At 65.3% G+C, this 25,411-nt stretch carries 25 protein-coding genes and 1 tRNA gene; 11 read left to right on the top strand and 15 right to left on the bottom strand.

What is annotated here, in order from left to right; all coding sequences use genetic code 11:
* The first annotated feature begins 33 nt into the window (after nucleotides 1-33).
* Nucleotides 34-1,149, top strand: a complete 1,116-nt coding sequence (ald, locus tag FY036_RS16220; protein WP_148915785.1) for an alanine dehydrogenase — start codon at nucleotides 34-36, stop codon at nucleotides 1,147-1,149.
* 82 nt (nucleotides 1,150-1,231) lie between these two features.
* Here ald and FY036_RS16215 read toward each other — a convergent pair whose 3' ends face one another.
* The 4 genes from FY036_RS16215 to sseA all read right to left on the bottom strand — a co-directional run bounded on the left by FY036_RS16215 (nucleotide 1,232) and on the right by sseA (nucleotide 3,926).
* Nucleotides 1,232-1,705 carry a DUF1203 domain-containing protein gene (locus FY036_RS16215; RefSeq protein WP_148915784.1) on the bottom strand — a complete coding sequence of 158 codons (474 nt, stop codon included), beginning with the start codon at nucleotides 1,703-1,705 and terminating at the stop codon, nucleotides 1,232-1,234.
* Between the two features lie 155 nt (nucleotides 1,706-1,860).
* Nucleotides 1,861-2,424: an OmpA family protein gene (locus tag FY036_RS16210; protein WP_148915958.1), complete on the bottom strand. Its 564-nt coding sequence runs from the start codon at nucleotides 2,422-2,424 to the stop codon at nucleotides 1,861-1,863.
* Nucleotides 2,425-2,533: 109 nt separating this feature from the next.
* Nucleotides 2,534-3,073 (bottom strand): GNAT family N-acetyltransferase, encoded by a 540-nt coding sequence (locus FY036_RS16205; RefSeq protein ID WP_148915783.1) that lies wholly within the window; start codon nucleotides 3,071-3,073, stop codon nucleotides 2,534-2,536.
* Nucleotide 3,074: 1 nt separating this feature from the next.
* Nucleotides 3,075-3,926, bottom strand: a complete 852-nt coding sequence (sseA, locus tag FY036_RS16200; protein ID WP_148915782.1) for a 3-mercaptopyruvate sulfurtransferase — start codon at nucleotides 3,924-3,926, stop codon at nucleotides 3,075-3,077.
* Between the two features lie 89 nt (nucleotides 3,927-4,015).
* Between sseA and FY036_RS24160 the strand changes: the two genes are divergently transcribed.
* Entirely contained in the window at nucleotides 4,016-4,333 is a 318-nt protein-coding gene (locus tag FY036_RS24160) for an antibiotic biosynthesis monooxygenase (protein ID WP_148915781.1), read from the top strand.
* A 14-nt stretch (nucleotides 4,334-4,347) separates the two neighbouring features.
* Here FY036_RS24160 and FY036_RS16190 read toward each other — a convergent pair whose 3' ends face one another.
* Together FY036_RS16190 and FY036_RS16185 are read right to left on the bottom strand one after the other, a co-directional pair.
* Entirely contained in the window at nucleotides 4,348-5,091 is a 744-nt protein-coding gene (locus tag FY036_RS16190; RefSeq protein ID WP_148915780.1) for an alanyl-tRNA editing protein, read from the bottom strand.
* Entirely contained in the window at nucleotides 5,091-6,125 is a 1,035-nt protein-coding gene (locus FY036_RS16185; RefSeq protein WP_148915779.1) for a cysteine synthase A, read from the bottom strand. The genes FY036_RS16190 and FY036_RS16185 overlap by 1 nt, the downstream gene beginning before the upstream one ends.
* Before the next feature lie 183 nt (nucleotides 6,126-6,308).
* Here FY036_RS16185 and FY036_RS16180 point away from each other — a divergent pair, with 183 nt between their 5' ends.
* Nucleotides 6,309-7,121: an SDR family NAD(P)-dependent oxidoreductase gene (locus FY036_RS16180; protein WP_148915778.1), complete on the top strand. Its 813-nt coding sequence runs from the start codon at nucleotides 6,309-6,311 to the stop codon at nucleotides 7,119-7,121.
* An 18-nt stretch (nucleotides 7,122-7,139) separates the two neighbouring features.
* On the top strand, nucleotides 7,140-8,111 hold the full coding sequence (locus FY036_RS16175; RefSeq protein ID WP_148915777.1) for an alpha/beta hydrolase: 972 nt from the start codon (nucleotides 7,140-7,142) through the stop codon (nucleotides 8,109-8,111).
* On the opposite strand, the gene FY036_RS16170 is transcribed toward FY036_RS16175, so the two are convergent.
* The 4 genes from FY036_RS16170 to ilvA all read right to left on the bottom strand — a co-directional run bounded on the left by FY036_RS16170 (nucleotide 8,101) and on the right by ilvA (nucleotide 12,909).
* Entirely contained in the window at nucleotides 8,101-9,312 is a 1,212-nt protein-coding gene (locus FY036_RS16170) for an MFS transporter (RefSeq protein WP_148915776.1), read from the bottom strand. The two genes, FY036_RS16175 and FY036_RS16170, sit on opposite strands and share 11 nt — an antisense overlap.
* 100 nt (nucleotides 9,313-9,412) lie before the next feature.
* On the bottom strand, nucleotides 9,413-10,786 hold the full coding sequence (locus tag FY036_RS16165; RefSeq protein ID WP_148915775.1) for a DEAD/DEAH box helicase: 1,374 nt from the start codon (nucleotides 10,784-10,786) through the stop codon (nucleotides 9,413-9,415).
* A gap of 327 nt (nucleotides 10,787-11,113) precedes the next feature.
* A complete protein-coding gene (locus tag FY036_RS16160) occupies nucleotides 11,114-11,656 on the bottom strand; it encodes a DUF1697 domain-containing protein (RefSeq protein ID WP_148915774.1) in 543 nt (180 codons plus the stop codon).
* A complete protein-coding gene (ilvA, locus tag FY036_RS16155; RefSeq protein WP_148915773.1) occupies nucleotides 11,653-12,909 on the bottom strand; it encodes a threonine ammonia-lyase IlvA in 1,257 nt (418 codons plus the stop codon). Before ilvA ends, FY036_RS16160 begins: the two co-directional genes overlap by 4 nt.
* 92 nt (nucleotides 12,910-13,001) lie before the next feature.
* Between ilvA and FY036_RS16150 the strand changes: the two genes are divergently transcribed.
* The 5 genes from FY036_RS16150 (at nucleotide 13,002) to FY036_RS16130 (ending at nucleotide 18,808) form a co-directional block, all read left to right on the top strand.
* A complete protein-coding gene (locus FY036_RS16150) occupies nucleotides 13,002-14,459 on the top strand; it encodes a TrkH family potassium uptake protein (protein ID WP_148915772.1) in 1,458 nt (485 codons plus the stop codon).
* A 69-nt stretch (nucleotides 14,460-14,528) separates the two neighbouring features.
* Nucleotides 14,529-15,698: an alpha/beta hydrolase gene (locus FY036_RS16145; protein ID WP_328593107.1), complete on the top strand. Its 1,170-nt coding sequence runs from the start codon at nucleotides 14,529-14,531 to the stop codon at nucleotides 15,696-15,698.
* Between the two features lie 122 nt (nucleotides 15,699-15,820).
* Nucleotides 15,821-17,317 carry a sensor histidine kinase gene (locus tag FY036_RS16140; protein ID WP_148915771.1) on the top strand — a complete coding sequence of 499 codons (1,497 nt, stop codon included), beginning with the start codon at nucleotides 15,821-15,823 and terminating at the stop codon, nucleotides 17,315-17,317.
* Nucleotides 17,314-17,757, top strand: coding sequence for a response regulator (locus FY036_RS16135; protein ID WP_148915770.1), 444 nt, complete (start codon nucleotides 17,314-17,316; stop codon nucleotides 17,755-17,757). The genes FY036_RS16140 and FY036_RS16135 overlap by 4 nt, the downstream gene beginning before the upstream one ends.
* A gap of 1 nt (nucleotide 17,758) precedes the next feature.
* Nucleotides 17,759-18,808, top strand: a complete 1,050-nt coding sequence (locus FY036_RS16130; protein ID WP_148915769.1) for a sensor histidine kinase — start codon at nucleotides 17,759-17,761, stop codon at nucleotides 18,806-18,808.
* 10 nt (nucleotides 18,809-18,818) lie between these two features.
* On the opposite strand, the gene ade is transcribed toward FY036_RS16130, so the two are convergent.
* The 4 genes from ade to FY036_RS16110 all read right to left on the bottom strand — a co-directional run bounded on the left by ade (nucleotide 18,819) and on the right by FY036_RS16110 (nucleotide 22,411).
* Nucleotides 18,819-20,642, bottom strand: coding sequence for an adenine deaminase (gene ade / locus FY036_RS16125; RefSeq protein WP_148915768.1), 1,824 nt, complete (start codon nucleotides 20,640-20,642; stop codon nucleotides 18,819-18,821).
* 73 nt (nucleotides 20,643-20,715) lie between these two features.
* Nucleotides 20,716-21,150, bottom strand: a complete 435-nt coding sequence (locus FY036_RS16120; protein WP_148915767.1) for a double zinc ribbon domain-containing protein — start codon at nucleotides 21,148-21,150, stop codon at nucleotides 20,716-20,718.
* Between the two features lie 153 nt (nucleotides 21,151-21,303).
* A tRNA-Leu gene (locus FY036_RS16115) sits at nucleotides 21,304-21,388 on the bottom strand.
* A 33-nt stretch (nucleotides 21,389-21,421) separates the two neighbouring features.
* Nucleotides 21,422-22,411 (bottom strand): alpha/beta fold hydrolase, encoded by a 990-nt coding sequence (locus FY036_RS16110; RefSeq protein WP_148915766.1) that lies wholly within the window; start codon nucleotides 22,409-22,411, stop codon nucleotides 21,422-21,424.
* Nucleotides 22,412-22,536: 125 nt separating this feature from the next.
* On the opposite strand from FY036_RS16110, the gene FY036_RS16105 reads away from it, so the two are divergent.
* Nucleotides 22,537-23,280 carry a competence/damage-inducible protein A gene (locus tag FY036_RS16105; RefSeq protein ID WP_148915765.1) on the top strand — a complete coding sequence of 248 codons (744 nt, stop codon included), beginning with the start codon at nucleotides 22,537-22,539 and terminating at the stop codon, nucleotides 23,278-23,280.
* A 1-nt stretch (nucleotide 23,281) separates the two neighbouring features.
* On the opposite strand, the gene FY036_RS16100 is transcribed toward FY036_RS16105, so the two are convergent.
* Nucleotides 23,282-24,325, bottom strand: a complete 1,044-nt coding sequence (locus tag FY036_RS16100) for a DUF2156 domain-containing protein (protein ID WP_148915764.1) — start codon at nucleotides 24,323-24,325, stop codon at nucleotides 23,282-23,284.
* 218 nt (nucleotides 24,326-24,543) lie between these two features.
* Between FY036_RS16100 and FY036_RS16095 the strand changes: the two genes are divergently transcribed.
* Nucleotides 24,544-25,383: a universal stress protein gene (locus tag FY036_RS16095; RefSeq protein ID WP_148915763.1), complete on the top strand. Its 840-nt coding sequence runs from the start codon at nucleotides 24,544-24,546 to the stop codon at nucleotides 25,381-25,383.
* Nucleotides 25,384-25,411: the final 28 nt, after the last annotated feature.

Raw genomic sequence — 25,411 nt, 5'->3', positions numbered from 1 at the left:
ACAAAAACATCAAAAATTGCGAGGAAAGGCGTCATGCGCGTCGGGTGTCCGAAGGAAATCAAAAATCACGAGTACCGTGTCGGCCTGACGCCGGGTGCGGTGCGTGAATATGCGGCCCATGGCCACGAAGTGCTGGTCGAGACCGGCGCCGGTGCCGGCATCGGCGCCGACGACGCGGCCTATGTCGCGGCCGGCGCAAAGATCGCCCGGACGGCGGAAGAGGTCTTCGCCAAGTCCGACATGATCGTGAAGGTCAAGGAGCCGCAGCCGTCCGAATGGGTGCAACTGCGCGAAGGCCAGATCCTCTACACCTACCTGCATCTTGCGCCCGATCCGGAGCAGACCAAGGGCCTCGTCGACTCTGGCGTCACCGCAATCGCCTACGAGACCGTGACGGACGACCGCGGCGGCCTGCCGCTTCTGGCGCCCATGTCGGAAGTCGCCGGGCGTCTATCCATTCAGGCCGGCGCGACCGCGCTGCAGAAGGCCAATGGCGGCCGCGGCGTGCTTCTTGGCGGTGTGCCGGGCGTGCTGCCGGGCAAGGTAGCCGTCATCGGCGGTGGCGTCGTGGGCCTGCATGCCGCCAAAATGGCAGCCGGGCTCGGTGCCGACGTGACCATCATCGACCGCTCAATCCCTCGCCTTCGCCAGCTTGACGACATCTTCAACGGCCGCGTCCACACCCGCTATTCGACGGTCGAAGCGCTGGAAGAAGAATGCTTCTCCGCCGACATCGTCGTCGGCGCGGTGCTCATCCCCGGTGCCGCCGCTCCCAAGCTCGTCTCCCGCGAGATGCTGTCCGGCATGAAGAAGGGCGCGGTTCTGGTGGATGTCGCCATCGACCAAGGAGGCTGCTTCGAGACCTCGCATGCGACCACCCATGCCGACCCCACCTACGAGGTGGATGGCGTGATCCACTACTGCGTGGCCAACATGCCGGGTGCTGTACCCGTTACGTCGGCCCACGCCCTCAACAATGCGACGCTGCACTACGGGCTCCAGCTTGCCGACCGTGGCCTCAAGGCGATCATCGACGACAAGCACCTGCGCAACGGGCTGAACGTGCATCGTGGCCGCATCACCAATCAGGCCGTCGCCGAGGCCCTCGGCTACGAAATGGCAGAGCCGAAGGCCGTGCTCGCCGCCTGACGACAACGGGGTTCCGCGCACCTCCTCCCCCGCGTGGACAAATGGCCCGCCGGTATGCACCACCGGCGGGTCTTTTTTCGTCTCACACCCGCTCGATGCGGAGCTGATAGCAATTATTTCGCGCAGAGCGCATGTGCAGGTAGGCGATGTCGGAGCGCTGCAGCAGCTCGTGCGCGCGGGTGCAGATGTGCTGCTTGGGCGTCACCGCGCCCGTGCCGTAGACGATGCGGTCGTCGTGCCCGTAGCCGCGCAGCAGCCAGTCCGGCGTCGCCCGATAGATGTCGGGCATCACATCGCTTTCCGATGCGCGTTCGCACTCGTCGGCGCACAGGAAGATCGGGCCGGTTTCCGCGTAGGGCTGCAAATCGGGGAACGGCCGGTAGGCCAGCGTCAGCATCGGCGCACCCATCCTCACATGCCGCAGGCAGTGGCGGCACGGAAAGCCTTCGCTGGTGCACACGCTGCGCTCCGGCGGCCGCCCATAGGCGTCGGGCTCGCCGCGCTGGAAGGCGCGGGCTTCTTCGGTGGGCATGGCGACGAAACGGATCAGGGCCATCGGGCAAACTCCGGGAGGATCATCATCTGCCGCCACGATCGATGAATCTCACAGCATGCGACACCCGAAACATGCCAAGACCCGCCGGCGGGGGCCGGCGGGTCTTGTGCCGCGCGACGGGGGCCTGTGCCGCGCGGCGGGGAGATCGGGCGTGATCAGCGCAGGAACGACCCCACATTGCGCAGCGTGACGCGCCTGTTCTGCCAGTTTTCGTAAGGCGTCTGGACGAGCAGGTATTCCTCGCCGTAGCCCACCGTCTCGATGGCGCGTGCCGGGATGCCGAACTCGCCGACGAGAACGCGCTTGAGCGATTCGGCGCGGCGCTCGGAAAGGATCTGGTTGGAGTAGTCCGAGCCGACGGCATCCGTATGCCCCTCGATCAGCACACGCGTGCCGGGACGGCGATCCAGAATGCGGTTGAGCGCATTGGCGATCTCCTCGACCTTGCGGTACTGCGAGTACGGGATTTCAGCCGACCCGAAGGCGAAGTTGATCGACTGGATTTCGATCGAGGGTGCTGCGCGGCGCAAATCCGGCCGGCGCTTGAATTCCTGCACCGTCACACGGCGCTGCGGCGCCACCCGCGTGCGGGGCTCGGCTTCGAGCTGGCGCAGGATACGCTCGGCCGACGGCATGTCGGGCATCCCCTGGGCGGAGACGACGGCGGGGAAGGCGATTGCGGCCACCATGGCGGCGATGAAAGTGCGGCGAAACATGATCGTCTCCTTCAAGAGCGCCGGTGGCGCGTTTCGATGGAGAGACATTCGCAAACACGGGCTGAAACGCTGCTGAACGGCCTGTTGTCTGGCGTTCAGCTTCCTTAACGCGTTACAGCCAGGGTTCCACCGTTTCCTCCGAGAAGGCGTAGGGCGAGAAGCCGATGCGCTGGTAGAGCTGCAGAGCGCGCGGGCTGTCGAGCGTGTTGGTGTGGATCACCAGCCGCTGGGGCTGATGCGCCCATGCCGCGAACACGGCTTCCGACAGGAAGAATCTCGCCAGCCCCCTGCCCTGGAAGTCTGGCGTGAGGCCGAAATAGATGATCTCCGCTTCGCCGGGCAACCGCGACAGGTCCAGCTCGAAGAAGCCGGCCGGCGACCCGTCGACATAGAGCACCTGGATTTCGGTGCTCGTGGAGTGGATCAGCGGAAGAAGCTCGCCATCGGGCAGATCGCGGCGCAGAAGCCAGTGATGCGCCTTGCCGACCTGCCGGTAGAGATAGCGGTAGAAGGCGGCCGGCATATCCGTCGCGCGCAGCACGGCCAGCCGCGGCCCCATCGGCATCTGCACGCGGTGGGCCGGTGGCGCCAGCATCTCCAGATGCGTGATGCGGGCGATCAGTTCTCCCGCGCCGGTGGTTCCCTTGTTCATGTCAGGCTTCACCGGTGACGACCGGCGTGTCCTCGCGACCGCCCCACTCGCTCCACGAGCCGTCATAAAGCCGGTTGTCCTGATGCCCGACGGAGGCCAGCGCCAGCGAAATGACGGCGGCGGTGACGCCGGAACCGCAGGACGTGACCACCGGCTGCGAAAGATCGACCCCCGCCGCTTCAAGTGTGGCGCGCAACTCTTTGACCGGAAGCAGCTTTCCGTCTCTGGAGAGCGATGTCGCCGGCACGTTTCGTGCGCCAGGCATATGGCCCGAGCGCATGCCGGCGCGAGGCTCGGGGTCCTTGCCGGTGAACCGACCTGACGGCCTAGCGTCGGCGATCTGCGCGCCGCCGCCATCGACGATCGCGCGCATGTCATCCAGCGTAGCCACACGCGCTTCGTCGAACTGGGCATCGAAAAAGCCGGGTGCGATCTTCGTCGGCGCGGCGGTCACTTTTCGGCCGTCGGCCTTCCAGCGGTCGAATCCGCCGTCCAGCACGAGAACGTCCGTCGCTCCCATGGTGCGGAACATCCACCACACGCGCGGCGCCGAGAACATGCCCAGCCCGTCATAGACGACGATCCGGTCCTTCTCGTCGATGCCCATGGAGCTTGCGAACTGCGCGAAAAGCCCTGCGCGGGGCAGCGTGTGGGGCAGGCCGGAATCGGGCTCCACCACCTTGTCCTGATCGAAGAAGATCGCGCCGGGAATGTGGCCTGCCTCGTATTCCGCGCGGGCGTCACGGTTCTGCGCCGGCAGATACCACGAGGCATCGACGATCGAGAGGCCGGGCTCCCCCAGATGCTCCTCCAGCCAATCGGCCGAAACGACGAATGGGCTGTTCTCCTGCAATGCGCTCTCCACGTGTTGCTAACGTCATGGCATATTGCACATCCTCGGCATCTGCGAAACCGGGCGGCCGGGCGACGAGAGGAGCGGCAATGATCAAACGTGTATGGCGCGGTTACACCACCACAGAGAACGCTGACGCCTATGCCAGCCTGCTCGACAGCTTCGTCTTTCCCGGCATCGAGGCAAAACGGATCCCTGGCTACCGCGGCATAGAACTGCTGCGCCGTGAGGTGGGTGACGAAATCGAGTTCACCACGGTGATGACGTTCGATTCGATCGACAACGTGATCGCATTCCAGGGCGAAGACTACGAGGTCGCCTATGTGCCGGCGGAGGCACGCGCAATCCTGAAGCGCTGGGACGAACGCTCGGCGCATCACGAGGTGGTGCAGGTCCGGCAGTACTGAGCCGAAAAATGGCCTCAGTTGGCCGGCATGGGGCCGAAGCGAAGGCGGAAGCGACGGTTCTCGCGCCCCTTCTTCTCGATCTTGCCGATGTGAATCTCGCCGACTTGCGATGTCGAGGCGACATGCGTGCCGCCGCAGGGCTGCGTATCCACCGCCCCGCCCTCGCCTATGCCGACAAGACGGATGCGGCCGGAGCCGACGGGCGGCCTTACGTTCTTGGATTTCACCAGCGAAGGATTGGCGGCAAGCTCGTCGTCGGTGATCCACCGCGTGAACACGGGATGGTCCGCGCGAACCAGCTCCATCAGCCGCTCGGTAACCTCGTCCTTGGACAGGCCGGCATCAGGGATGTCGAAGTCGACGCGGCTGTCATCCTCGCTCACCGCCGCGCCGGTGATCGGGTACTGGCAGACGACGGTAAGCAGATGGCAGGCGGTATGCATACGCATCAGCTTCAGCCGCCGTTCCCAGTCGATCTCCACGCTCAGATCCTCACCCGGCTCGGGCAGAGCCTCTCCGGCGGCCGGCACGTGGATGATCTCGTCCTTGGTCTCGCCGGTGATCGTGGCTGCGATGGCGATGCGCGATCCGTCGGCGCGTGTGAAGAAGCCCGTATCGCCGGGCTGGCCGCCCGACGTGGCATAGAAGACCGTCCGGTCGAGCAGGATGCCGCCCCGGTCGTTAATGCCGAGAACCCTGGCCTCGGCAGATTTCAGGTAGGCGTCATCGCGAAAAAGCGCCTGCGTGACAGGCGCCATCACGCCACCTCCTCGAAAGGCACGGGAATGCTGACGGTCTCGTCCATCCAGCCCGGCACCGGCAGGTTCTTGCCGCGCAGGAACTGCGGATTGAACAGCTTCGACTGGTAGCGCGTGCCGTAGTCGCACAGGATGGTCACGATGGTGTGGCCCGGGCCGAGCTCCCTGGCCAGCCGGATCGCGCCGGCGATGTTGATGCCCGACGAGCCGCCGAGGCATAGGCCTTCCTCTTGCACGAGGTCGAACACGATGGGCAGCGCCTCCGCGTCGGGCACCTGGAACGAGAAGTCCGGCTCGAACCCTTCGAGGTTCGCCGTGATGCGGCCCTGGCCGATGCCTTCCGTGATCGAGGACCCCTCGGATTTGAGCTCGCCGGTGGTGTAATAGCTGTGCAGCGCAGCCCCCAGCGGGTCGGCCAGCGCGATCTTCACCGCATTGCTGTGTTGCTTCAGGCCCGCCGCAACGCCGGCGAGCGTGCCCCCCGTGCCGACCGCCGACACGAACCCGTCGACCTTGCCGTCCGTCTGGTTCCAGATTTCCTGCGCCGTGGTCTCGATATGGCCGTCCCGGTTGGCGACGTTGTCGAACTGGTTGGCCCAGATGGCACCGTTGGGCTCGGTCCTCGCGAGCTGCTCGGCGAGGCGGCCCGAAACCTTTACGTAGTTGTTCGGGTTGCGATAAGGCACCGCCGGCACCTCGATCAGCTCCGCGCCGAGAACGCGCAGCGCGTCCTTCTTCTCCTGGCTCTGCGTATCGGGGATCACGATGACGGTACGGTAGCCCAGCGCCTTGGCGACGACGGTCAGCCCGATGCCCGTGTTGCCGGCGGTTCCCTCGACGATCACGCCGCCGGGCCTCAGCAGCCCCTTCTTCTCGGCGTCGCGGATGATGAACAGCCCGGCGCGGTCCTTGACCGACTGGCCGGGGTTCATGAACTCGGCCTTGCCCAGGATTTCGCAGCCGGTTTCTTCCGAAGCGCGCCTGAGGCGGATCAGCGGCGTATTGCCGATGACATCGATAACCGAACTGGTCATGGGTGTTTCCTTGTCGTCATGCTTTTCAAAACCCTAGAAACGTGAAGACCCGCTTTCAAGGTCGGATTTTCTGCTGGCCCAGCATATTTAGGGATAGCCGTGCCCAATGTCGCATGGCGGCCTTTTAATCTGCGAAAAGCGCGGTTACGACAGTCTGCCCGCGAAACAGCTTCGGAATACTTCATGCCGCTTTACAGAGCCGACCCAAAGGACGGCGTCGCCTGGGTAACAGGCGCCAGCACCGGCCTAGGCAGGCAGCTTGCCCTCGATCTGGCCCGCCAGGGCTATGTCGTCGCGGCGACCGCGCGCGATGAAGACCGGCTGGTGACGCTGGTGGACGAAGCCGCCGGCGCTGCGGGTCGCATCGTCCCGTTCCTGTGCGACGTAACCGACGAGCGCGGCATGGACCGCACCGTAGACGCGATCGAGAAGCAGCTGGGGCCGATCGTGCTGGCCGTGTTCAACGCCGGCATCTATTCGGCCACGCATGGCGAGCGGCTGGAGACGTTCAACTTCGTCTCGACCTATCAGGTCAACCTGCTGGGCGTCATCTACGGGCTCGTGCCGGTGGCCGACAGGATGCGCGACCGCGGCTTCGGGCAGGTCGCGCTGGTGGGCTCGGTGACATCCTATTTCGGCCTGCCGGCGGCTGCCGCCTACGGCAGTTCCAAGGCCGCGCTCAACAGTCTGGCACAGTCGTTGCGCTACGACTTCGACAAGCTCAACATACGCCTGCAGATCGTCAATCCCGGCTTCATCGCGACGCCGCTGACGGCCAAGAACCGCTTCCCGATGCCCGGGCTGATGACGGTCGAGGACGCATCGAAGCGCATGTTGCGCGGGTTTGGCAGCGGCGGCTTCGAACTTGTATTTCCGCGCCGGGTCGCGTGGCCGACGCGGCTGCTGAGCTTCCTGCCCGAGGGGCTACGCTATCGCTTCATGCGCAGGCTGACCGGGTGGGACAGACGCCGCTTCGGCGTGAAGAACGGAAGATAGCAGTCGGGAGCGCCCGCCATGCGCATGATCCTGTTTCCCGTCGTCATCGCGCTTGCGGCGCTGGCGATCCTGTTCGTCACCGGGCCGCGCGTCGACAGGGACACCACCATCAGCTTCGACGGTTCGGCCATCGGCGACGATGCCGAGGCGTGGCTGGCGCAGCGCGAGGCCGAGGTGGCAGGCCTGCGCCCGGACGTTGCGAAGGAAATCGTCTGGGCGAACCCGGCAGCGCCCGCCAGAACGCCTCTCGCCATCGTCTACGTGCACGGGTTCTCGGCATCCAAGGGCGAGCTTCGGCCCGTGCCGGACGAGGTGGCGGGCGCATTGGGCGCCAACCTGTTCTACACGCGGCTTGCCGGCCATGGCGGCGACGGCGCGGCGATGGCGCGCGCGTCGGTGAGAGATTGGGCCAACGACTACGCGGAGGCCATCGAGATCGGCCGCAGGCTGGGCGACCGCGTCATCGTGGTCGCGACATCGACGGGCGCGGCGCTTGCCACATGGGCATCGGCGCAGCCGGCGCTGGCGCGCGATATTGCCGGCTATGCGTTCATATCTCCCAATTATGGCGTGCAGGCTTCCGGGGCGTGGCTGCTCACGCTCCCGTGGGGCGGCCAGATCGCCGAACTCGTCGCCGGCAAGGAACGCGGGTTCGAGCCGCGCAACGAGGCACACGGCCGCTACTGGACGACGCGCTACCCCACATCGGCCACGCTGCCGATGGCCGCGCTGACCGAGCTTGCGCGCGAAACGCCGGTCGAGACCGTCACCGCGCCGGCGCTTTTCATCTTTTCCGATGCCGACAGGGTGGTGCGGCCCGAACTGACCCGCCAGATGGCCGAACGCTGGGGCGGCCCCGCCGAGACGATGATCGTCGAAGGGTCGGACGACCCCGGCCATCACGTCATCGCAGGAGACGCGCTCTCCTCATCGACCAACGGTCTTGTCGCCGGCCGCATCACCGAGTGGGCGAAATCGCTCAGCCGCTGATTTCCTTGGCGGGCTTCTCCGGCTTCGCGTCGCGCGCCGCGAGATAGATCAGCAGCGAGATCGCCAGCATGATGGCGTAGAACCAGAACAGCGCCGCATAGGCCGCGGACGGGTCTTCCGGCACCGTGCTGGCCGTCACCACCCCGCCGGTCGCGAACTGCATCACACCCACGCCGCCGATGGAGAAGAAGTTGAGCAGCGTCACCCCCCTGCCCGTCAGGTGCGGCGGCAGAAACGCGCGCCCATGCGCCATCAGCAGGCCATAGCTGCCGCCGGTAATGCCGATGACGACGAGGATGGCGGTCGTCGCCGTCACGGTCGTGACGGGGTTGAGCGCGATGAAGACGAGCGCCGCCAGCCCGAGCGTATTTCCGACGATCGCCACCCATTTGCGGGTGCCGAAGAACGTGTCGAGAGGCCCGTAGATGAAGCTTCCGGCCACCATGGCGAGCGCCATGAAGAGCGTGACCTGCCCGATCGCCAGCGCGTCGAGGCCGTAGACGTCGGAAAGGTAGGGTCCGGCCCAGAGGCCGCGTATACCGGCAGCCGCAGCGTAGTTGAATGCCACCAGCGGCAGGATCGGCCACAGCACGCGCAGGCTGAAGAGCTCGAGGTAACCGGCAAATCCGTTGTCGCCCGAGCCGTCGCCGTGGCGCGCGGGATCGCGCACGAAGATCTGGATCGCCACAGCCGTCATCAGGGTGACGCAGCCGAGCCCGACCATCACCGGGCGCCAGCCGAAGGCGTCGGCGGCCGATGCCAGAGGCGATGCCCCGATCACGTTGCCGAAAGAGCCGAAGCCCACCAGCCATGAAACGAGGATGGCAAGGCGTGCAGGCGAGTAGGTGCGGGCGAAGATGAAGACCGAGGCCATCAGTACTGGCGCGCAGCCGATGCCGATAAACGCCATGGCGGCCGTGACCATCCAAGGCTCGGTCGCCATTGCAAACAGCATCGCGCCGCCACCGCCGCCAACGGCCAGCAGCACCGAAGCGGTGCGCTTTGGGCCGTAGCGGTCGAGCCAGACGCCGATGGCGAACTGCGCGGCCGCGAAGGCTATGAACCACGCTCCCGACGCGAACGAAAGCTGCGCCTTCGTCGCGCCTAACTCAGCGATCAGAGACGGCGTGAGCACCGCCATGAACGAGCGATAGAATTGCGACAGCACATAGGCTATCGCGAGCGCAGCCAATCCGGCCATATGGCGTTTCCCGTTTTTTGTTGGGCGGCCGGACGGCCGACGGGAAACGCCTTAGTCGATGAAACCGGCCCGCGCAATTGGGCCAGCCGCGTTCGGTCGGTCAGGCAGCCTTGCGGCCGCCTTGCGGGCGACGCCTGCCACGGAACGGCTTCTTTTCGCCATTCGGCTTGCCGGAACTTGCGAGATTGCGGCCCGGCTTGCCACCGAAACGCTTCGGCTTGTTGTTGTGAGGACGCCGCACGTCGTCATTGTCCGGCACGGGACGCGGAGCGTTCGGATCGCGCTTCGGCTGCACCGGATCGGGCTGGTCCAGATAGGACGCGGCGACCGTGAGCTTGGAGCGGATGATGCGCTCGACCTGGCGCAGCTTGGCGTTCTCGGTCGGATCGCACAGCGTGATCGCGATGCCGTCGGCGCCGTTGCGGCCCGTACGGCCGATGCGGTGCACATAGCTCTCTGCCTCGTCCGGCAGGTCGAAATTGACCACGTGGCTGATGCCCGGAACGTCGATGCCGCGCGCCGCAATATCCGTAGCCACGAGGATGCGAACCGAGCCATCACGGAAACCGTTAAGCGCCTTCTGGCGCGCGTTCTGCGACTTGTTGCCGTGGATCACGGCCGCCTCGAAGCCGTCACGCTCCAGGTCCTTGGTAACGCGGTCGGCGCCGTGCTTGGTGCGGGCGAAGATGATGACCGACTTCATCGCCTCGTCGGCGAGCATCTCGGAGAGGATCTTGCGCTTCTGCTTGGTGCGCGCCATCACCACGCTCTGCACGATCTCGCCGGCGGTCGTGCCCTGCGGCGCGACTTCGACGCGAAGCGGCTGCTTGAGCAGGCTTTCGGCAAGCTGGGCGATCTCGTTGGGCATGGTCGCGGAGAACAGCGCCGTCTGGCGGTCGCGGTGCGTCGCCTTGGCGATGCGGCGCACGTCGTTGATGAAGCCCATGTCCAGCATCCGGTCGGCCTCGTCCAGCACCAGATAGCGGGTTTCGGCAAGGCTGATGTCGCCTTCGCGAACCAGATCGGTCAGACGGCCCGGCGTGGCGATGAGGACATCGACGCCCGGCTGCATCTTCTTGACCTGCGAGAAGCGCGACACGCCGCCGAGCACCAGCGCGGTAGAGATGTGCAGGCCCTTGGCCAGCACGCGGATCGTCTCTTCGATCTGGACGGCCAGCTCACGGGTGGGAGCCAGGATCAGCGCGCGGCAGGTACGCGGAACGCGCTTCGAGCCGATGCCGATGATCTTCGACAGGATCGGCAGGCTGAAGGCGGCCGTCTTGCCCGAGCCGGTCTGGGCGATGCCAAGAATGTCGCGGCCCTTGAGCTGCGCCGGAATGGCCTGCTCCTGGATCGGCTTGGGCTCGGTGAACCCTGCATTGTGCGTCGCTTTCAGAAGCGGACCGGTGATGCCGAGAGCGGCAAAGCCTTCCGGTGCGGTTTCGATCGCGGCGATGTTGTTTTCGTTCGTCAAAATAATCTTCTCTCTTGCGGGATCGCGGAACTCGGTCCGGCCGCAGACAAACGCCACGGGGCGCAACCCGCAGCACAGTTTTCAATGATGGACGACAAGGCGGCGAACCGGATCGGTTCGCTCGGCTGCGCTGTCGTGCCCGCGCGCCTCTTGCGGCGGGGCTCCCCTCAAAATCCCGGCCCCTGGGGAGCGGAAAGTGGAAGGTCAGACGCAACCAGTCCGTTTAAATGGAAAGCCGGCATACCCGGCCCATGCGCCTCATGATTGTGCATATGGGGTAATTCGCGCAGGAAAGCAACTGCTTTCTTGTGCAGCGCAGCAAACCCGCTAGGTCTCGGCGGCCTCCGCCATCTCGGCCAGCTTCTTCACCGTGTTCCAGTTGCGCGCCGTGTTGGGCACGCCGATGCCCCTGTCGAACTTCTCCGCGAGCTTCGACCGGCCGAAGCCGTTTGGCGTGTGCAAATAGGCAACATTGCCGACCACGGCGATGCGCTCGCCGTCGCCCGCCACCGCCTCGAGAGCTTCCACGGCCCCCGCGGGAGGCTTGCCGTCCAGCCATGCCGCGTGAAGCTGGTTGCCGGGCTCCACGGCATCCGGAAACGGGTTGTTGGCCATCAAGGCAGCCCACTCCTTGCGCGTGAGTACATAGACCGCCTTGTCGAAGCCGAACTCGCGCGCGCAGATTTCAGCGATGCGCGCCACGACCTTTGCGCGCGCAAGATCGCTCTTCACCAGCGCGTTGCCGCTGTTGATGTAGGTCGCCACATTGTCGAAACCGGCTTCCGTCAGCTTCTCGCGAAGCGGCCTGGTGGGAAGCTGTGTCTTGCCGCCCACGCCGCGAAACAGGACGATGTAGACCGTGCCGCTCATATGATGAGCCCCGCCAGCACCTCGTTTTCGGTGATGTCCTGATAGGCCCAGCCGCCTTCGGCGAAGCGCTTGCGCAGCACGTCGAAGTTCTTCGCGTCCTTCGTTTCGATGCCGATGAGGACGGAGCCGAAGTTGCGCGCCGACTTCTTCAGATATTCGAAGCGGGCGATGTCATCGTCGGGGCCGAGCAGCGAGAGAAAATCGCGCAGCGCGCCGGGTCGCTGCGGAAAGCGGAAGACGAAGTACTTCTTCAGCCCCTCGAAACGAAGCGCGCGCTCCTTCACGTCGGGCAGGCGCTCGAAGTCGAAATTGCCGCCCGAGACGACGAGCACGATCGTCTTTCCCTTCAGCTCCTTGCGCGAAAAATCCTTCAGCGCGTCGATCGCCAGCGCGCCGGCGGGCTCCAGCACGATGCCCTCGACATTGAGCATTTCGATCATCGTGGCGCAGAGGCGGTTTTCGGGGATCAGGCGGACCTGCTCCTCGCTGAAATGCTTGAGCAGGCGGAAATTCTCGCGGCCGATCTCGCCGACAGCGGCGCCGTCAACGAAATTGTCCACCTTCTCAAGCTTCACGCGCTTCCCCGTTGAAAGGCTCTGGCGGAAGCTCGGCGCGCCTGCGGGCTCCGCGAAATAGAACGCGGTATGCCCGCCCGCCTCGCCGATATAGCGCGTCACACCGGCGGAAAGCCCGCCGCCTCCGACGGGCAGGATCATCAGGTCCGGCGAAAGCCCCTCGGGCAGTTGCGCGGCGATCTCGTGGGCGACCGTCGCCTGCCCCTCGATGATGTCGCGATGGTCGAAGGGCGGCACCATCAGCCCGCCGCTCTCTGCGGCAAACTCCTGCGCGGCGCGGTAGCAATCGTCGAAAAAGTCGCCAATCAGGCGGATTTCGACCGCCCCACCGCCGAACATGCGGGTCTTGTCGATCTTCTGCTGCGGGGTAGTGACCGGCATGAACACGACGCCGCGCTTCGCCAGATGCCGGCAGACATAGGCGAAGCCCTGCGCGTGGTTGCCGGCAGACGCGCAGACGAACACCTCGGCCGCTTCACCGCCCGCCAGCGCCTTGCGGAAGAAGTTGAACGCGCCCCTGATCTTGTAGGAGCGGACGGGCGACAAATCCTCCCGCTTGAGGAACACGCGAGCGCCCGTCTTGCGCGACAGGTAGTCGTTTTCCTGCAGCGGCGTTTCGGGAAAGAGGTCGCGCATCGCGGCGGCGGCGCGCCCAACCTCGCGTGGAAATCCGGACATCGTGTCTTCTCCGCCTGCGTTCGGGGCGCTATTGCACAATCTCCGCGATGACGCCACTGTTCGGCAGCGCAAGGTCAAGGCAGCGATTCCCCGTGCACTACACTTCAGTCAGAGCCGCGCTCCACATCGCGTCGGTGTTCGCGCTCTACCTGTCAGCCGCGATGCTGGTGCCGGCGGCCGTCGATCTCTACTACGGCAACGAAGACTGGATCGTCTTTGCCTTCTCCGCCTTCTTCACCGGCGGGCTGGCGATGGCGGTGGCGCTGGCGACGCAGGGGCGCGCGCCGCCCATCTCGTCGCGCTTCGGCTTTCTGGTGGTCAATTTCCTCTGGCTCACGTCCAGCGCGGTCGGTTCGGTGCCGTTTCTGGCGTCGTCGCTGGACATGGGTTTCGCCGATGCCGTGTTCGAGGCCGTTTCCGGCCTGACCACGACGGGTGGAACCGTGATCGTCGGCCTCGACAGCCTGCCTCCGGGTATCCTGATGTGGCGCTCCATCCTGCAATGGATGGGCGGGCTGGGCGTCATCGCGCTCGGCCTGTTCATACTGCCGTTCCTGAATGTCGGCGGCTTCTCCTATTTCAAGATCGAATCCAGCGACATTGCCGACCGCCCGTTCGAGCGCTTCTCCACCTATGCGACGACGCTGCTGGCCATCTATTCCACGATGACCATCATTTGCGCCGTGGCCTACGCGGCGGCCGGCATGAACGGCTTCGAGGCGCTCAACCACGCGCTCACCACCATCGCGACCGCCGGCTTCTCCACGCATGACGCCTCGATGGGTTACTACGCCGACAACCATGCCATCCTGTGGGTCGGCACCATCTTCATGTTCATCGGCGCCCTGCCCTTCTCCATCCTCATCCTGCTGATCGCGACCGGACGGCTCGACGCCCTGCGCGACCCGCAGATCAAGCTGTTTGCGCTCTATACCGTCGTCTTCGTCTTCGCGGTTGCCATCTACTTGCGCGTAAGCATGGGCTTACCATTCTGGGATGCGCTGACCCACGTGGCCTTCAACTTCGTGTCGATCATCACCACGACGGGCTATGCCAGTTCGGACTACATGCAGTGGGGGCCGTTTGCCGTGGCCTGCGCCTTCGCCGCGATGTTCATGGGCGGGTGCTCCGGCTCGACCTCCGGCGGCATCAAGGCCTACCGCTTTCTCATCGTCTTCAAGCTTCTGGTCAACGGCCTGCGCCGCTTCGTCTACCCCAACAGCGTTGCCAGCGTGCGCTACGGCGACCGCCCCGTCGACGATACGGTGCAGCGGGCGGTCGTGCTGTTCGTTTCGGCCTTCATGATTATCTGGCTCATCCTCACCGTCATGCTGGCAGCGACCGGGCTGGACCTCATCACGTCTCTGTCGGGCGCGCTGACAGCGCTGACGAATGTCGGCCCCGGCCTTGGCGACGTCATCGGCCCGGCCGGCAATTTCGCGACGTTGCCGGACACGGCGAAATGGATACTCTCCTTCGCGATGCTGCTCGGCCGCCTCGAAATCCTCGCGGTGCTGATCATCTTCACGCCGGTGTTCTGGAGCCGCTGATTTCGCTTTCTTCCCGCGTTGCGGGCAGATAGTTTCGCTGCACAGGGCGATTTGTCGAGGGAGTGCGCGTTGGGTTCGTCGGGTCGCAGCATTGCCCTCTGGCTGTCCATGCTCGCCATGGTCGTGCTCGGCTCGGGCTGCGCGGGCGGACAGTCGCGCAGCCTGCTCGACGCCGCAGCGGCGGAGCAGAGCCAGATACTCGCCACCCACCGCATCCTCGTAGCCACTACCCGTGCACCTGCAGCGGAACCGGCCGAGATGTTCAGCGGCGCGCGCGGCGACGCGCTCAGCTTCGCCCGTGTCGACGTCACCATTCCTCAGGGCCACCAGTCGGGCGTGCTCGAAAGGCCGCGCAACGGCCAGCGCCGCGACGCCGCCCGCCACTTCGCGGCAGGCGAGATCGGCGTTTTTCCGGCGGCTCCCGATTTCAGCGCCGCGCTGCGCGAGAGCCTGGCGCGCACCGACGGTCGCGCGCTCGTCTTCGTGCACGGCTACCGCACCGCCTTCGACAGCTCCGTCTACCGAGCAGCGCAGATCGTGCACGATTCAGGCTATGCGGGGACGGCGGTGCTGTTCTCTTGGGCGTCGACCGGGCGCACGGTCGACTACATCTACGACAACAACTCCGCGACGATTGCCCGCGACGGGCTGGAGGAGACGCTGCGCATGGTGCGCGCGGCCGGCGCGAGGCGCATCGACGTCGTCGCGCACTCGATGGGCAACTGGGTAACGATGGAGGCGCTACGCCAGATCGAGATCGGCCAGGACAATGACGCTTCCGGCATCCTCGGCGACGTGGTTCTGGCCTCCCCCGACATCGACGTGGACGTGTTCAAGAGCCAGCTGCGCCGCATGGGCACGCCGAAGCGGCCCTTCTTCGTGCTGGTGTCGCGCGATGACAGGGCGCTGCTGGTTTCCTCCATCATAGCGGGCAACCGTCCGCGGGTCGGCGACTATGACAAGGATGACGAACTGGCGAACCTCGGCGTCATCGTCGTCGACGTGTCGGGGCTTTCCAGCGGCGACCGGCTGAACCATGCCCGCTTCGCCGACAATCCGCTGCTCGTCCAGCTTCTCGGCGATCGTCTCAACGAAGACGACAGCCTCGGCGGCGATGCCAGCCAGATAACGGGCCGAATCGAAAGGCTTGCGCAGGGATTCGGGCAGACCATCGGCACGGCCGCGGAAATCATCATTACCACGCCGCTGGAGGTCATTAGTGTGGCGGTTGGACAATAGGGCGCGCAAAGCGAAGTACCTTTCCTATCGTAAGGTACCCATAACGACCGCGCTATGTCTTTTTTTATAGCGTTTTATTAGCTTTCGCGTATTTGAGTTTCGGTCGTTTTGAAGAATTTTGTATGCCTATTACACAAACCTCATTCCTTCGTGGTGGTGCAGTCCTGCTGATAGTGGGGCTGCTGGCGCTGCTTGCCATCGTCGGCTCGACGATCTGGCTGGTGGAGCGCTCGCAGCATTATTTCAATGAGGTTGTTGCAGCGCGCGACCTGCGAACCTCGACCAACAACCTGCGCATCGCAATGCAGGAAGTTGAGACGAGCCAGCGCGGCTTTCTGCTGACGCAGGAAGAAAGCTATCTCGAGCCGTACGAAGCCGCGCACAACCGCATCATTCCCACCTTCGAGGAGCTTCGCACCATCGTCGAGCGGTATCCGCAATACCTCGACGCCGTGGAGCGGCTGGGCCCAGAGATCGAAAGCAAGCTGGCAGAGATGGACCAGACGATCCAGCTTGCACGCACCGGCCAAGTTGCCGAGGCCGTCGAGATCGTCGCGACCGACCGCGGCAAGGAGATCATGGACGAGGCGCGTGCGCTTTTCACCAGGATCGTCGCCGATGCCGACAATCGTCTGATCGAGGGCGTCGAAGAGCAGCGCTTCAGTGCCAACCTCCTGCGCGTGGTGGCCATTGCGGGCGGCTTCCTGATTCTGCTGGTCGGCGGCGGCTCGGTCTGGATCGCGCTGAGCTACACCCGCGACCTGCTTGCCGCACGCCAGGAAGTCGAGACGCTGAACGCCGGGCTGGAGCAGCGGGTCAAGGAACGTACGCACGACCTGATCCGCGCCAATGAGGAAGTGCAGCGCTTCGCCTACATCGTCACCCACGACCTGCGCGCCCCGCTGGTCAACATCATGGGCTTCACCAGCGAGCTGGACCAGACCATGAAGTCGATCCAGTCCTACGTGCTGGCGGAGGGCGGGACGCTCAGCGAACAGGAAATCCACGAGGCGCGAGCGGCTGCGGCCGAGGACCTTCCGGAAGCCATCGGCTTCATCCGCTCCTCCACCCGCAAGATGGACGGGCTCATCAACGCGATCCTGAAGATTTCGCGCGAGGGCAAGCGCCCCATCAAGCCGGAGACGATAGACCTGCAGGCGCTGCTGGAGGCCAATCTGGCGACGATCCAGCACCAGATCGCGGAAGCAGACGGCGAAGCGACGCTCTCCGTCACCGCGCCGCGCATCGTTTCCGACAGGCTGTCGATCGAACAGGTCGTCGGCAACCTGCTCGACAATGCCGTGAAATACCGTGCCGGCGACCGCCCGCTGGAAATCCGCATCGTTGCGCGCAACGTGCCCGGCGGTCAGGTGCTCATCGACGTATCCGACAACGGGCGCGGCATCGCGGCCGAAGATCACCAGCGCGTGTTCGACCTCTTCCGCCGGTCGGGCCAGCAGGACAAACCCGGCGAAGGCATCGGCCTGGCGCATGTGCGCACGCTTGTTCGCAGCCTGGGCGGCGACATCACCCTTTCCTCCGAATTCGGCAAGGGCACCACCTTTTCCATTCTCCTGCCGCTGGACGTCAGGACCGTCATAAGGAGCGAAGCAGCATGAATGCCCCCAAACCGGTCACGATCATCATGATCGAGGACGATGAAGGACATGCCCGCCTCATCGAAAAGAACATCCGCCGCGCGGGCGTCAACAACGAGATCATCCCCTTCACGAACGGCACGGAAGCCCTGCGCTACCTGCTGGGCGCCGATGGCTCAGGGTTGGAAAGTGCCGGCCGTCACCTGCTCGTGCTGCTGGACCTCAACCTGCCGGACATGACCGGCGTCTCGATCCTCGAGAAGGTCAAGAACAACCAGCATACCCGCCTTTCGCCGGTGGTCGTGCTGACGACAACGGACGACGAGCGCGAGATCCAGCGTTGCTACGATCTCGGCGCCAACGTCTACATCACCAAGCCGGTGGACTACGAAGGCTTCGCAAACGCCATTCGGCAGCTGGGGCTCTTCTTCTCCGTCATGCAGGTTCCGGAGACCGAATAGCGTGCCAAACCGCGTATTCCGAGTGCTGCAGATCGACGACGACAAGGCGCTCGCACGCCTGGTCGAAAGAGCGCTGACGCGCCGTGGATACGCATATGAACTGGCAGCGGACGGCCAGGCCGGGCTGGACCGCATCGCCGAAGGTGGCATCGACGTGGTCGTGCTCGACCATTTCCTCGCGACCGGCACGGGCATGAGCGTGCTTGCAGCCCTCAGCGAGCGCAGTCCGTCGCCACCGGTGGTCTACGTCACCGGCTCGCAGGAGCCCACCGTGGCCGTGGAGGCGCTGAAGGCCGGCGCGGCGGACTATGTGCTCAAGACCGTCGGCGAGGAGTTCCTCGTTCTGCTGGTCAGCGCCATCGAGCAGGCCATCGAGAAGGCGCGGCTGGAGCGTATGCGCGAACTGGCCGAACGCGAGGTGCGCGAGGCGCGCGACCGCGCGGAAATCCTTCTGGCCGAGGTGAACCATCGCGTCGCCAACAGCCTGGCGCTCGTTGCCGCACTGGTGCGGATGCAGACCTCAGCCATCACCGATCCGGCGGCCAAGGATGCGCTCAACGAAACGCAGGCGCGCATCTCGGCGATCGCCGGGCTGCACCGCAAGCTCTACAACTCCGAGGATGTGCGGTCGGTCTCGCTCGATTCCTATCTCGCCACGCTGGCCGAGGAACTGGACACGACGATGCGGGCAATCGGCCATGCCCCGCGCATGAAGCTCGACCTTGAAGCGGTGGCGGTGCCGACCGACAAGGCGGTCTCGGTGGGCATGATCGTCACCGAACTGCTGACGAACGCCTACAAATACGCCTATCCGGAAGGAACGTCCGGCGAGGTGCGCCTGCTGATGCGCCGGTCGGAGGAAGGCCGCGCCCTGCTCGTGGTGGAAGATGACGGCATCGGCTGGAACGGCACCGGCACGCCGAAGGGAACCGGCATGGGCACGCGTATCGTCTCGGCGATGGCGGCGCAGCTTGGCACCACCATCGCCTATGGCGACGGCAAGGGCGGCACCCGCACCACCATCGAGCTGGTCATCGGCGAAGACGCCTGATCGCCGGACACTACTCCGTCACGAACAGGTCGACCTTCTCGAACCGCGTCACGTCGATGATGCCGACATCGGAGATGCGCAGCTCGGGAATGACGACGAGCGCCAGCAGCGAGTGCTGCATGTAGGCGTTGTTGAGGGTGCAGCCCATGTCGCGCATCGCCGCCGTGAGCGCCGCCGCCTTCTCGGCAACGATTTCCGCGCGCTCGTCCGACATCAGGCCGGCGATCGGCATCTCGACCAGCGCCAGTTCCCTGCCCTGCGAGAACAGAACGACCCCGCCGCCCACCTCGCCCAGCCGGTTGGCGGCCAGCGCCATGTCCTGCTTGTTGGTGCCGACCACGATCATGTGGTGCGAATCGTGCGCGACGGTGGATGCTATGGCGCAGTCCTTCACGTAGCCGAAGCCCGACACGAAGCCGTTGACGACGCCTCCCGTGCCGCGATGGCGCTCGACCAGCGCGATCTGGCAGACGTCGTTCTGGCGATCCATGGCGACGAGACCGTCCTCGACCGCGAGGTCGGCTTCCAGCGCCCTCGTCGGTGCCTGGTTCTCGATCACGCCGATGACGCGCGCGCGCACCTCGTTGGCCCCTTCGGGGGCGGCGATGTCGAAGTCGTCCGCGCCCAGCTTCTTGCCCAGCCGGACCGTGTTCTTGGCGCTGGCCGGATAATCGTATGCGGGAATGTCGGCTTCCAGCCTGCCGCCGCGCGCCAGCCTCGCACCGCGCGCATAGACCTCGTCGATGGCAAGCGCTGCAAGATCGGACACGATGAGGAAGTCAGCCAGCCTGCCCGGCGCGATGGAGCCCAGATCGCGCTCCAGCCGGAAGTGCTGGGCGGTGTTGATGGTCGCCATCTGGATGGCCGTGACCGGGTTCAGCCCCTGCGCGATGGCGTGCCGGACGACACGGTCCATGTGCCCCTCCTGCACCAGCGTGCCGGAATGGCTGTCGTCGGTGCACAGTATGAAGTTGCGCGGGTCGAGCCCCTGCTCCGTCACCGCCTTGATCTGGGTCGCCACGTCGTACCAGGCGGAGCCAAGCCGCAGCATCGCCTTCATGCCCTGCCTGACGCGGGCGATTGCGTCCTCCACCGTCGTGCCCTCATGGTCGTCTTCCGGCCCGCCGGCGACATAGCCGTGGAACGGAAGGCCAAGGTCGCGCGAGGCATAGTGGCCGCCTACCGTCTTGCCCGCCTTCACCGTGGCTGCGATCTCGGCCACCATCAGCGGGTCGTTGGCGGCGACGCCGGGAAAATTCATCACCTCGCCCAGACCGATGATGTTTTCCCACGTCATCGCCTCGGCCACGTCCTCGGCGGTGAGCTGCGCGCCCGCATTCTCCAGCCCTGGCGCGGAAGGCACGCAGGACGGCATCTGCACATGCACGTTCACCGGCATTGCCAGCGCCTCGTCATGCATCAGCCGCACGCCCTCAAGACCGAGCACGTTGGCGATCTCGTGCGGGTCGATGAACATCGACGTGGTGCCGTGCGGGATCACCGCGCGGCAGAACTCGGTCACCGTCACCATGCCGCTTTCGACATGCATGTGCGCGTCGCATAGGCCGGGCACGAGATAGCGCCCACCCGCATCGACGACCTTGGTGCCGGCGCCGATGGCGTGCGAGGCATCCGGGCCGCAATAGGCGAAGCGGCCTTCGACGATGGCGAGGTCCGTGCCGGGAATCACCTCGCCCGAATGGACGTTGACCCAGCGCCCGTTGCGCACGACCAGATCGGCCGGCTTGCGGCCGGTAGCGACATCGACGAGGCGCGGGGCGACCTCGGTCCAGGGTCTGGGACGGGCAAAGGCGGTCTTGACGGCTGCGGGCATTCGGCGGGCACTCCTTTTGACCCGACTGTGCCACGACCGCCTTTGCGATCACAAGAGAAGCTGCGACGCGATGCTACACTTCAAAGTCGGGTTTCATCGGATAACCGCCGCACCGGTAGTTGATGCACTGGTCGAAGGCCGCACCGCCCTCGCCGAGCGTCAGCAGGAAGCAGTAATCGACGCAATCCCACCAATCGCTTTGCGGGCTGCGCATCGCGTTCTGCGCCGAGCGCTCGGCCCCGCCCGCCGGCGTGCAGTTGCAAACACCACCGGCGGCCATGTTGCGGGCCACCCTCGCTCGTCCCTCGGCCAACTGGCCCAGATAGGAATAGCAGTGGCGGCACTTCACCGCGCCGGGCTTGATCTCCTCCTTGCAGAACGGGCAGATGCCCTCATGCTCCAGCGTCCGCGCCATCAGCCGCGAACCGCAGAAACGGCACTTCACCGCGCCGGCCTTGATCGCTTCCTTGCAAAAGGGGCATTGCTGTTCGCCAGCCTCGTCAACCATGCGTTCATCCTCTCCGAAACGGGGTTGCGGACGATAGGAACGTGGTTGCCTGAGCTGCCAGAATCGCACGCACCCGGCAGGGCGGCAACGCGATGCCAGACAGCGATAGTGATGAAGCCTACGTCTTTCGGGGAGCTTCCGTCCGTCTAAGGATGGTGCGGGCGCCGGGGATCGAACCCGGATGGCCAAGGCCGAGGGATTTTAAGTCCCTTGCGTCTACCAGTTCCGCCACGCCCGCGCGCCTCGCTTGTCAAGGGTTCTCCCGATTCCGTCAACCGGTATTGCCGCGCGCTTTCGCAAGGAGGAACGCGCGCTCGGCGATGCGGCGTATGAAGGCGACGACTCGCCCCGTCACCGCATATTGCGGCATGTGGCCGATACCGTCGGCGATCTCCAGTTCGAGGCCCGCGATCTTGCCCTGCATCGAAAGGCCCTGCCTTTCGTAGTTCAGCACCCGGTCCTCGGTGCCGAACAGGATGCCGACGGGCATGTCGATCTCGCCATAACGCGTCTGATAGCTGGGCAGGTCGTGCTGCACCGCGACAAGGTCGGTGGAGGTTGCATAGAAATGCCCGGGCCGCAGCCCGGCCAGCGCCCCGCCCGCCACGGCATAATCCTCCGGCGGCCTTTGCGGGCCGAACACGAAGTCTATCACCTTCGGCGCGTTCTTCATCGACATCGGCACCGCCAGCGTGCTGGCCACGATGCGGCGGCGCAGCGGAGAGGCGATGGCCAGCGCCCTGAACTCCGGCGGTGGGTTCGGCTCGTACTGCGTCAGCGGCGAGATCAGCGCGAGGCCGGATATCGTGTCCGGATAGTCCAGCGCCACGGCTAGCGCTATTGCACCGCCCAGCGAGTGGCCGACCAGCAGCGGCTTTTCCAGCCCCAGCTCCTCGATGAAGCGCACCGTCTGGCGCGCCTGCTCGCTCAGCCTGCCGTCGAGCCCCGCCCCGCGCGTCGAGTAGCCGGAGCCGGGGCGATCCATCGCGATGAGGCGATAGCCTTCGCCGAATTCCTCCATCAGCGGCCGACGCAGATGGTGCAGCGTGCCGCCGAGCCCGTGGATCATCACGATGGGGAGGCCCTGCCCGCTTTCGACATAGTGGATGCGGTTTCCGTCGACCGTCACGAACTTGCCGCTCGCCGGCACCGCCCGCTCGGCGCCGCGCGCGATGCGGCGCGTCACCCAGGCGAAATACGCCGCCACGAGGACGACGGCGGCAAGAACGGCAACGACGATGCCGAGAATGGCTGAGAACATGAGGCGGCAACATCCCGGAAATGCTGAGGGACCGACAGTCTAACCACGAAACGGCACCGGGCAAACAGTTGCCCATCAATGCGTGCAGCGCTATGGCTCGTCGTCCCCAACCGCAAGGAACCGCCATGGCCGACATCATTACCGCAGCGATGATCGTCATCGGCGACGAAATTCTTTCCGGCCGCACCAAGGACAGAAATATCGGTCACCTCGCCGACGTGATGACCGCCATCGGCATCGACCTCAAGGAAGTGCGCATCGTGCCGGACGAGGAGGACGAGATCGTCGCCGCCGTCAACGCCGTGCGCAGCCGATACGACTATGTCTTTACCAGCGGCGGCATCGGCCCGACGCATGACGACATCACCGCCGATTCGATCTCGAAGGCGTTCGGCGTACCGTGCGAATACGACGACAAGGCCTATGCGATGATGGAGGCGCACTACGCAAAGCGCGGCCTCGAATTCACCGACGCGCGCAAGCGCATGGCGCGGATGCCGCGAGGGGCGGACCACATCGACAATCCTGTCTCCATGGCGCCGGGCTTTCGCATCGGCAACGTTCACGTGATGGCGGGCGTGCCTTCCATCTTCCAGGCGATGCTGGACAATGTGGTTCCCACACTCAGGACCGGCCAGAAGCTGCTCTCCACGGCCATCCATTGTCCGTTCGGCGAAGGCGTGATCGGCGGGCCGCTGGCCGAAATCCAGAAGGCGCATCCCGACACCATCATCGGTTCCTACCCGAAATATCTGGACGGGGCGTTCTGGACCGAGCTGGTCGTGCGCGCCCGCACGCAGGAAGCGCTCGACGCCGCGGCGGAAGAGGTGCGCGCCATGGTCGAGGCGCTCGGCCCGAAGGCCGCCTAGATCACACCGCCTTGCAGAGCCGCAGCAGGCTAGTGAGGTGGACGAAGGGTGAGCCGCAGCCCCATGCGAAATAACGCGGAATCTGCCGTCCGTAGAGCCTGCGTCGCTGCTCGGCATGGCCTTGCACGTTGAACACCTTCCGGTTGACGAGCTGTGACTGATAGAGCCGGCCTAGCATCAAGCGGAAGCATGCGTTTTCGGGAAACCCGCTCGGCCGCGTGTCGGCGAAGGGTGCCAGGCTGAGCGTCACCGTCGCGCATCCTTCCTGCCTGAAGACATCGACGGCATGCTTCAGCAGCCCCAGTTCGGCGGTGTTGGTGGCGTCGGGATGCCTGCGCTTGAAGACAGCGACGTAACCCACCACCGCCCCGTCCTCGAACAGCGGATCGAAATACAGAAGCGCCACCACGCCTCCCTCCGGCGAGAGAAGCAGGAAGCGCCGCATCAGCGTGTCCGGCTTCGTGGGAAACGGCCGGTTCATGAACGCCATCTCGCGGCGCTTCACGACCCGCGTGCAGCGCCATTGCGCCGAAAGCGCAAGCGCGGCGTCATGCGCGCCCTCCAGTTCCTGCTCCTCGACGATGGCGTAACCGCTGCGGGCCAGCCAGTTCTGGGCGTAGCGCACCTTCTCCTTCTTGGGGCCGGAAAAGTCGTAGGCCGCGAGGTCGAGCGCGGTGTCGAAGCCTATGCGCGCGATGCGATATCCCATTGGAGCTAGAAGCACCGCCGTTTCGTGCGATATTTCGGCGAAGCTGGGCCTGCCCGCGGCCTTCACGAAGCCGGCGAGCAGTTCGGGCCAGCGATCGCGTGCGGCGACCGGATCGCCCAAAGCGATGCGCGAACCCATCTTTTCGCCATACGCAATATAGCCGCCGGCGTCACCGAAGTGGCGCAGGCCTGTCTGCACGGCGGTGGAGTAGGCTTGCGAGAAATTGCCATAACGCCGGACGGCAGAAAGACGCGCGGCGGCATCCGGCGCAGCGGCTTCCATCGACGCCGCGCGCGCATCCATCATCGCATCAAAAGCGAGGCGAACGCCTCTCATATGCCATCCTCACAAGCCCCGTCTCGGGCTTCATCCCGGCCCTACAATAGCAGGATCGGCGCGTGCGTCGCCCCTTCCGCGCCTCCGGCCGCGGCGCTATTGTGGAAAAGCACGACAGCGGTGTTTGACTTCGCTCAAGGTGGAACCGGGCGGCGCGTGGCAGATTGTCTTCCTGAGAGGTGCAGGCTCGCGCCCGCCGCAACGCTTCGGAGGCTGACATGAGTTACAAGACCATTCTGGCCGTATTGCAGTCAAAGGCGGATGCCGGGCGCGTGCTGGATTGCGCGTTGCCGCTGGCGACCCGCTTTTCCGCGCATCTCATCGGCGTGCATGCCGAGGCGATCCCCATCCCCTATGTGACGCCGATGGGCTTTCCGGACACCGATTTCATCGCCGCCAGCGCGGAGATGAACCAGCAGCGCAGCGCCGAGATAAAGGCGCTCTTCGACGCCCGTGCGGCCCGCGAGGGCGTGTCGTACGAATGGCAGGCCATGGAGAACGTTTCCGGCGACAGCGCGGTCAGCGCCCTGGTGGCCGCACGCGCCAGCGACCTGATCGTCGTGCAGCAATCCGACGCGGACGGAAAGTCGGGCTCGCTCGCAAATGTCGAGACGCTGCTGTTCGAAAGCGGCCGCCCGGTGCTGTTCGTGCCATACGCCGTGTCGGTACAGACCTCGTTTCGCCGGGTCATGGTGGCTTGGAACGGCACCCAGCAGGCCGCGCGTGCGACCTTCGACGCCCTGCCCTTCATCCGCGAGGCCGAGCAGACGGAAATCCTCTCGCTCGACGCGACCGACAGCTACGAGCAGGACGGCGCGGTGGCCGGCGTGGATATCGCAGCTGCCTTGGCCCGCCACGGCGCAAAAGTCACCTTCGCCAGCGAAGTCACGGGCGACCTTGGAGCCGGAGAGGCTATCGAGAACCGCATTGCGGAAACCGAGGCGGATTTGCTCGTCATGGGTGCCTACAGCCAGTCCTGGCTCAAGGAATTCTTCTTCGGCGGCGCCACCCGCACGCTGCTGCGCTCGATGCCGGTGGCGACGCTGATGTCGAGATAGAAGTGGCGGTCAGGGCGAAAACTTCTAC

Source organism: Neoaquamicrobium microcysteis, assembly GCF_008180155.1.
Lineage (GTDB): Bacteria > Pseudomonadota > Alphaproteobacteria > Rhizobiales > Rhizobiaceae > Aerobium > Aerobium microcysteis.
Note: the sequence above shows the minus strand (reverse complement) of the source record. Positions and strands in the feature narration are given on the sequence as shown.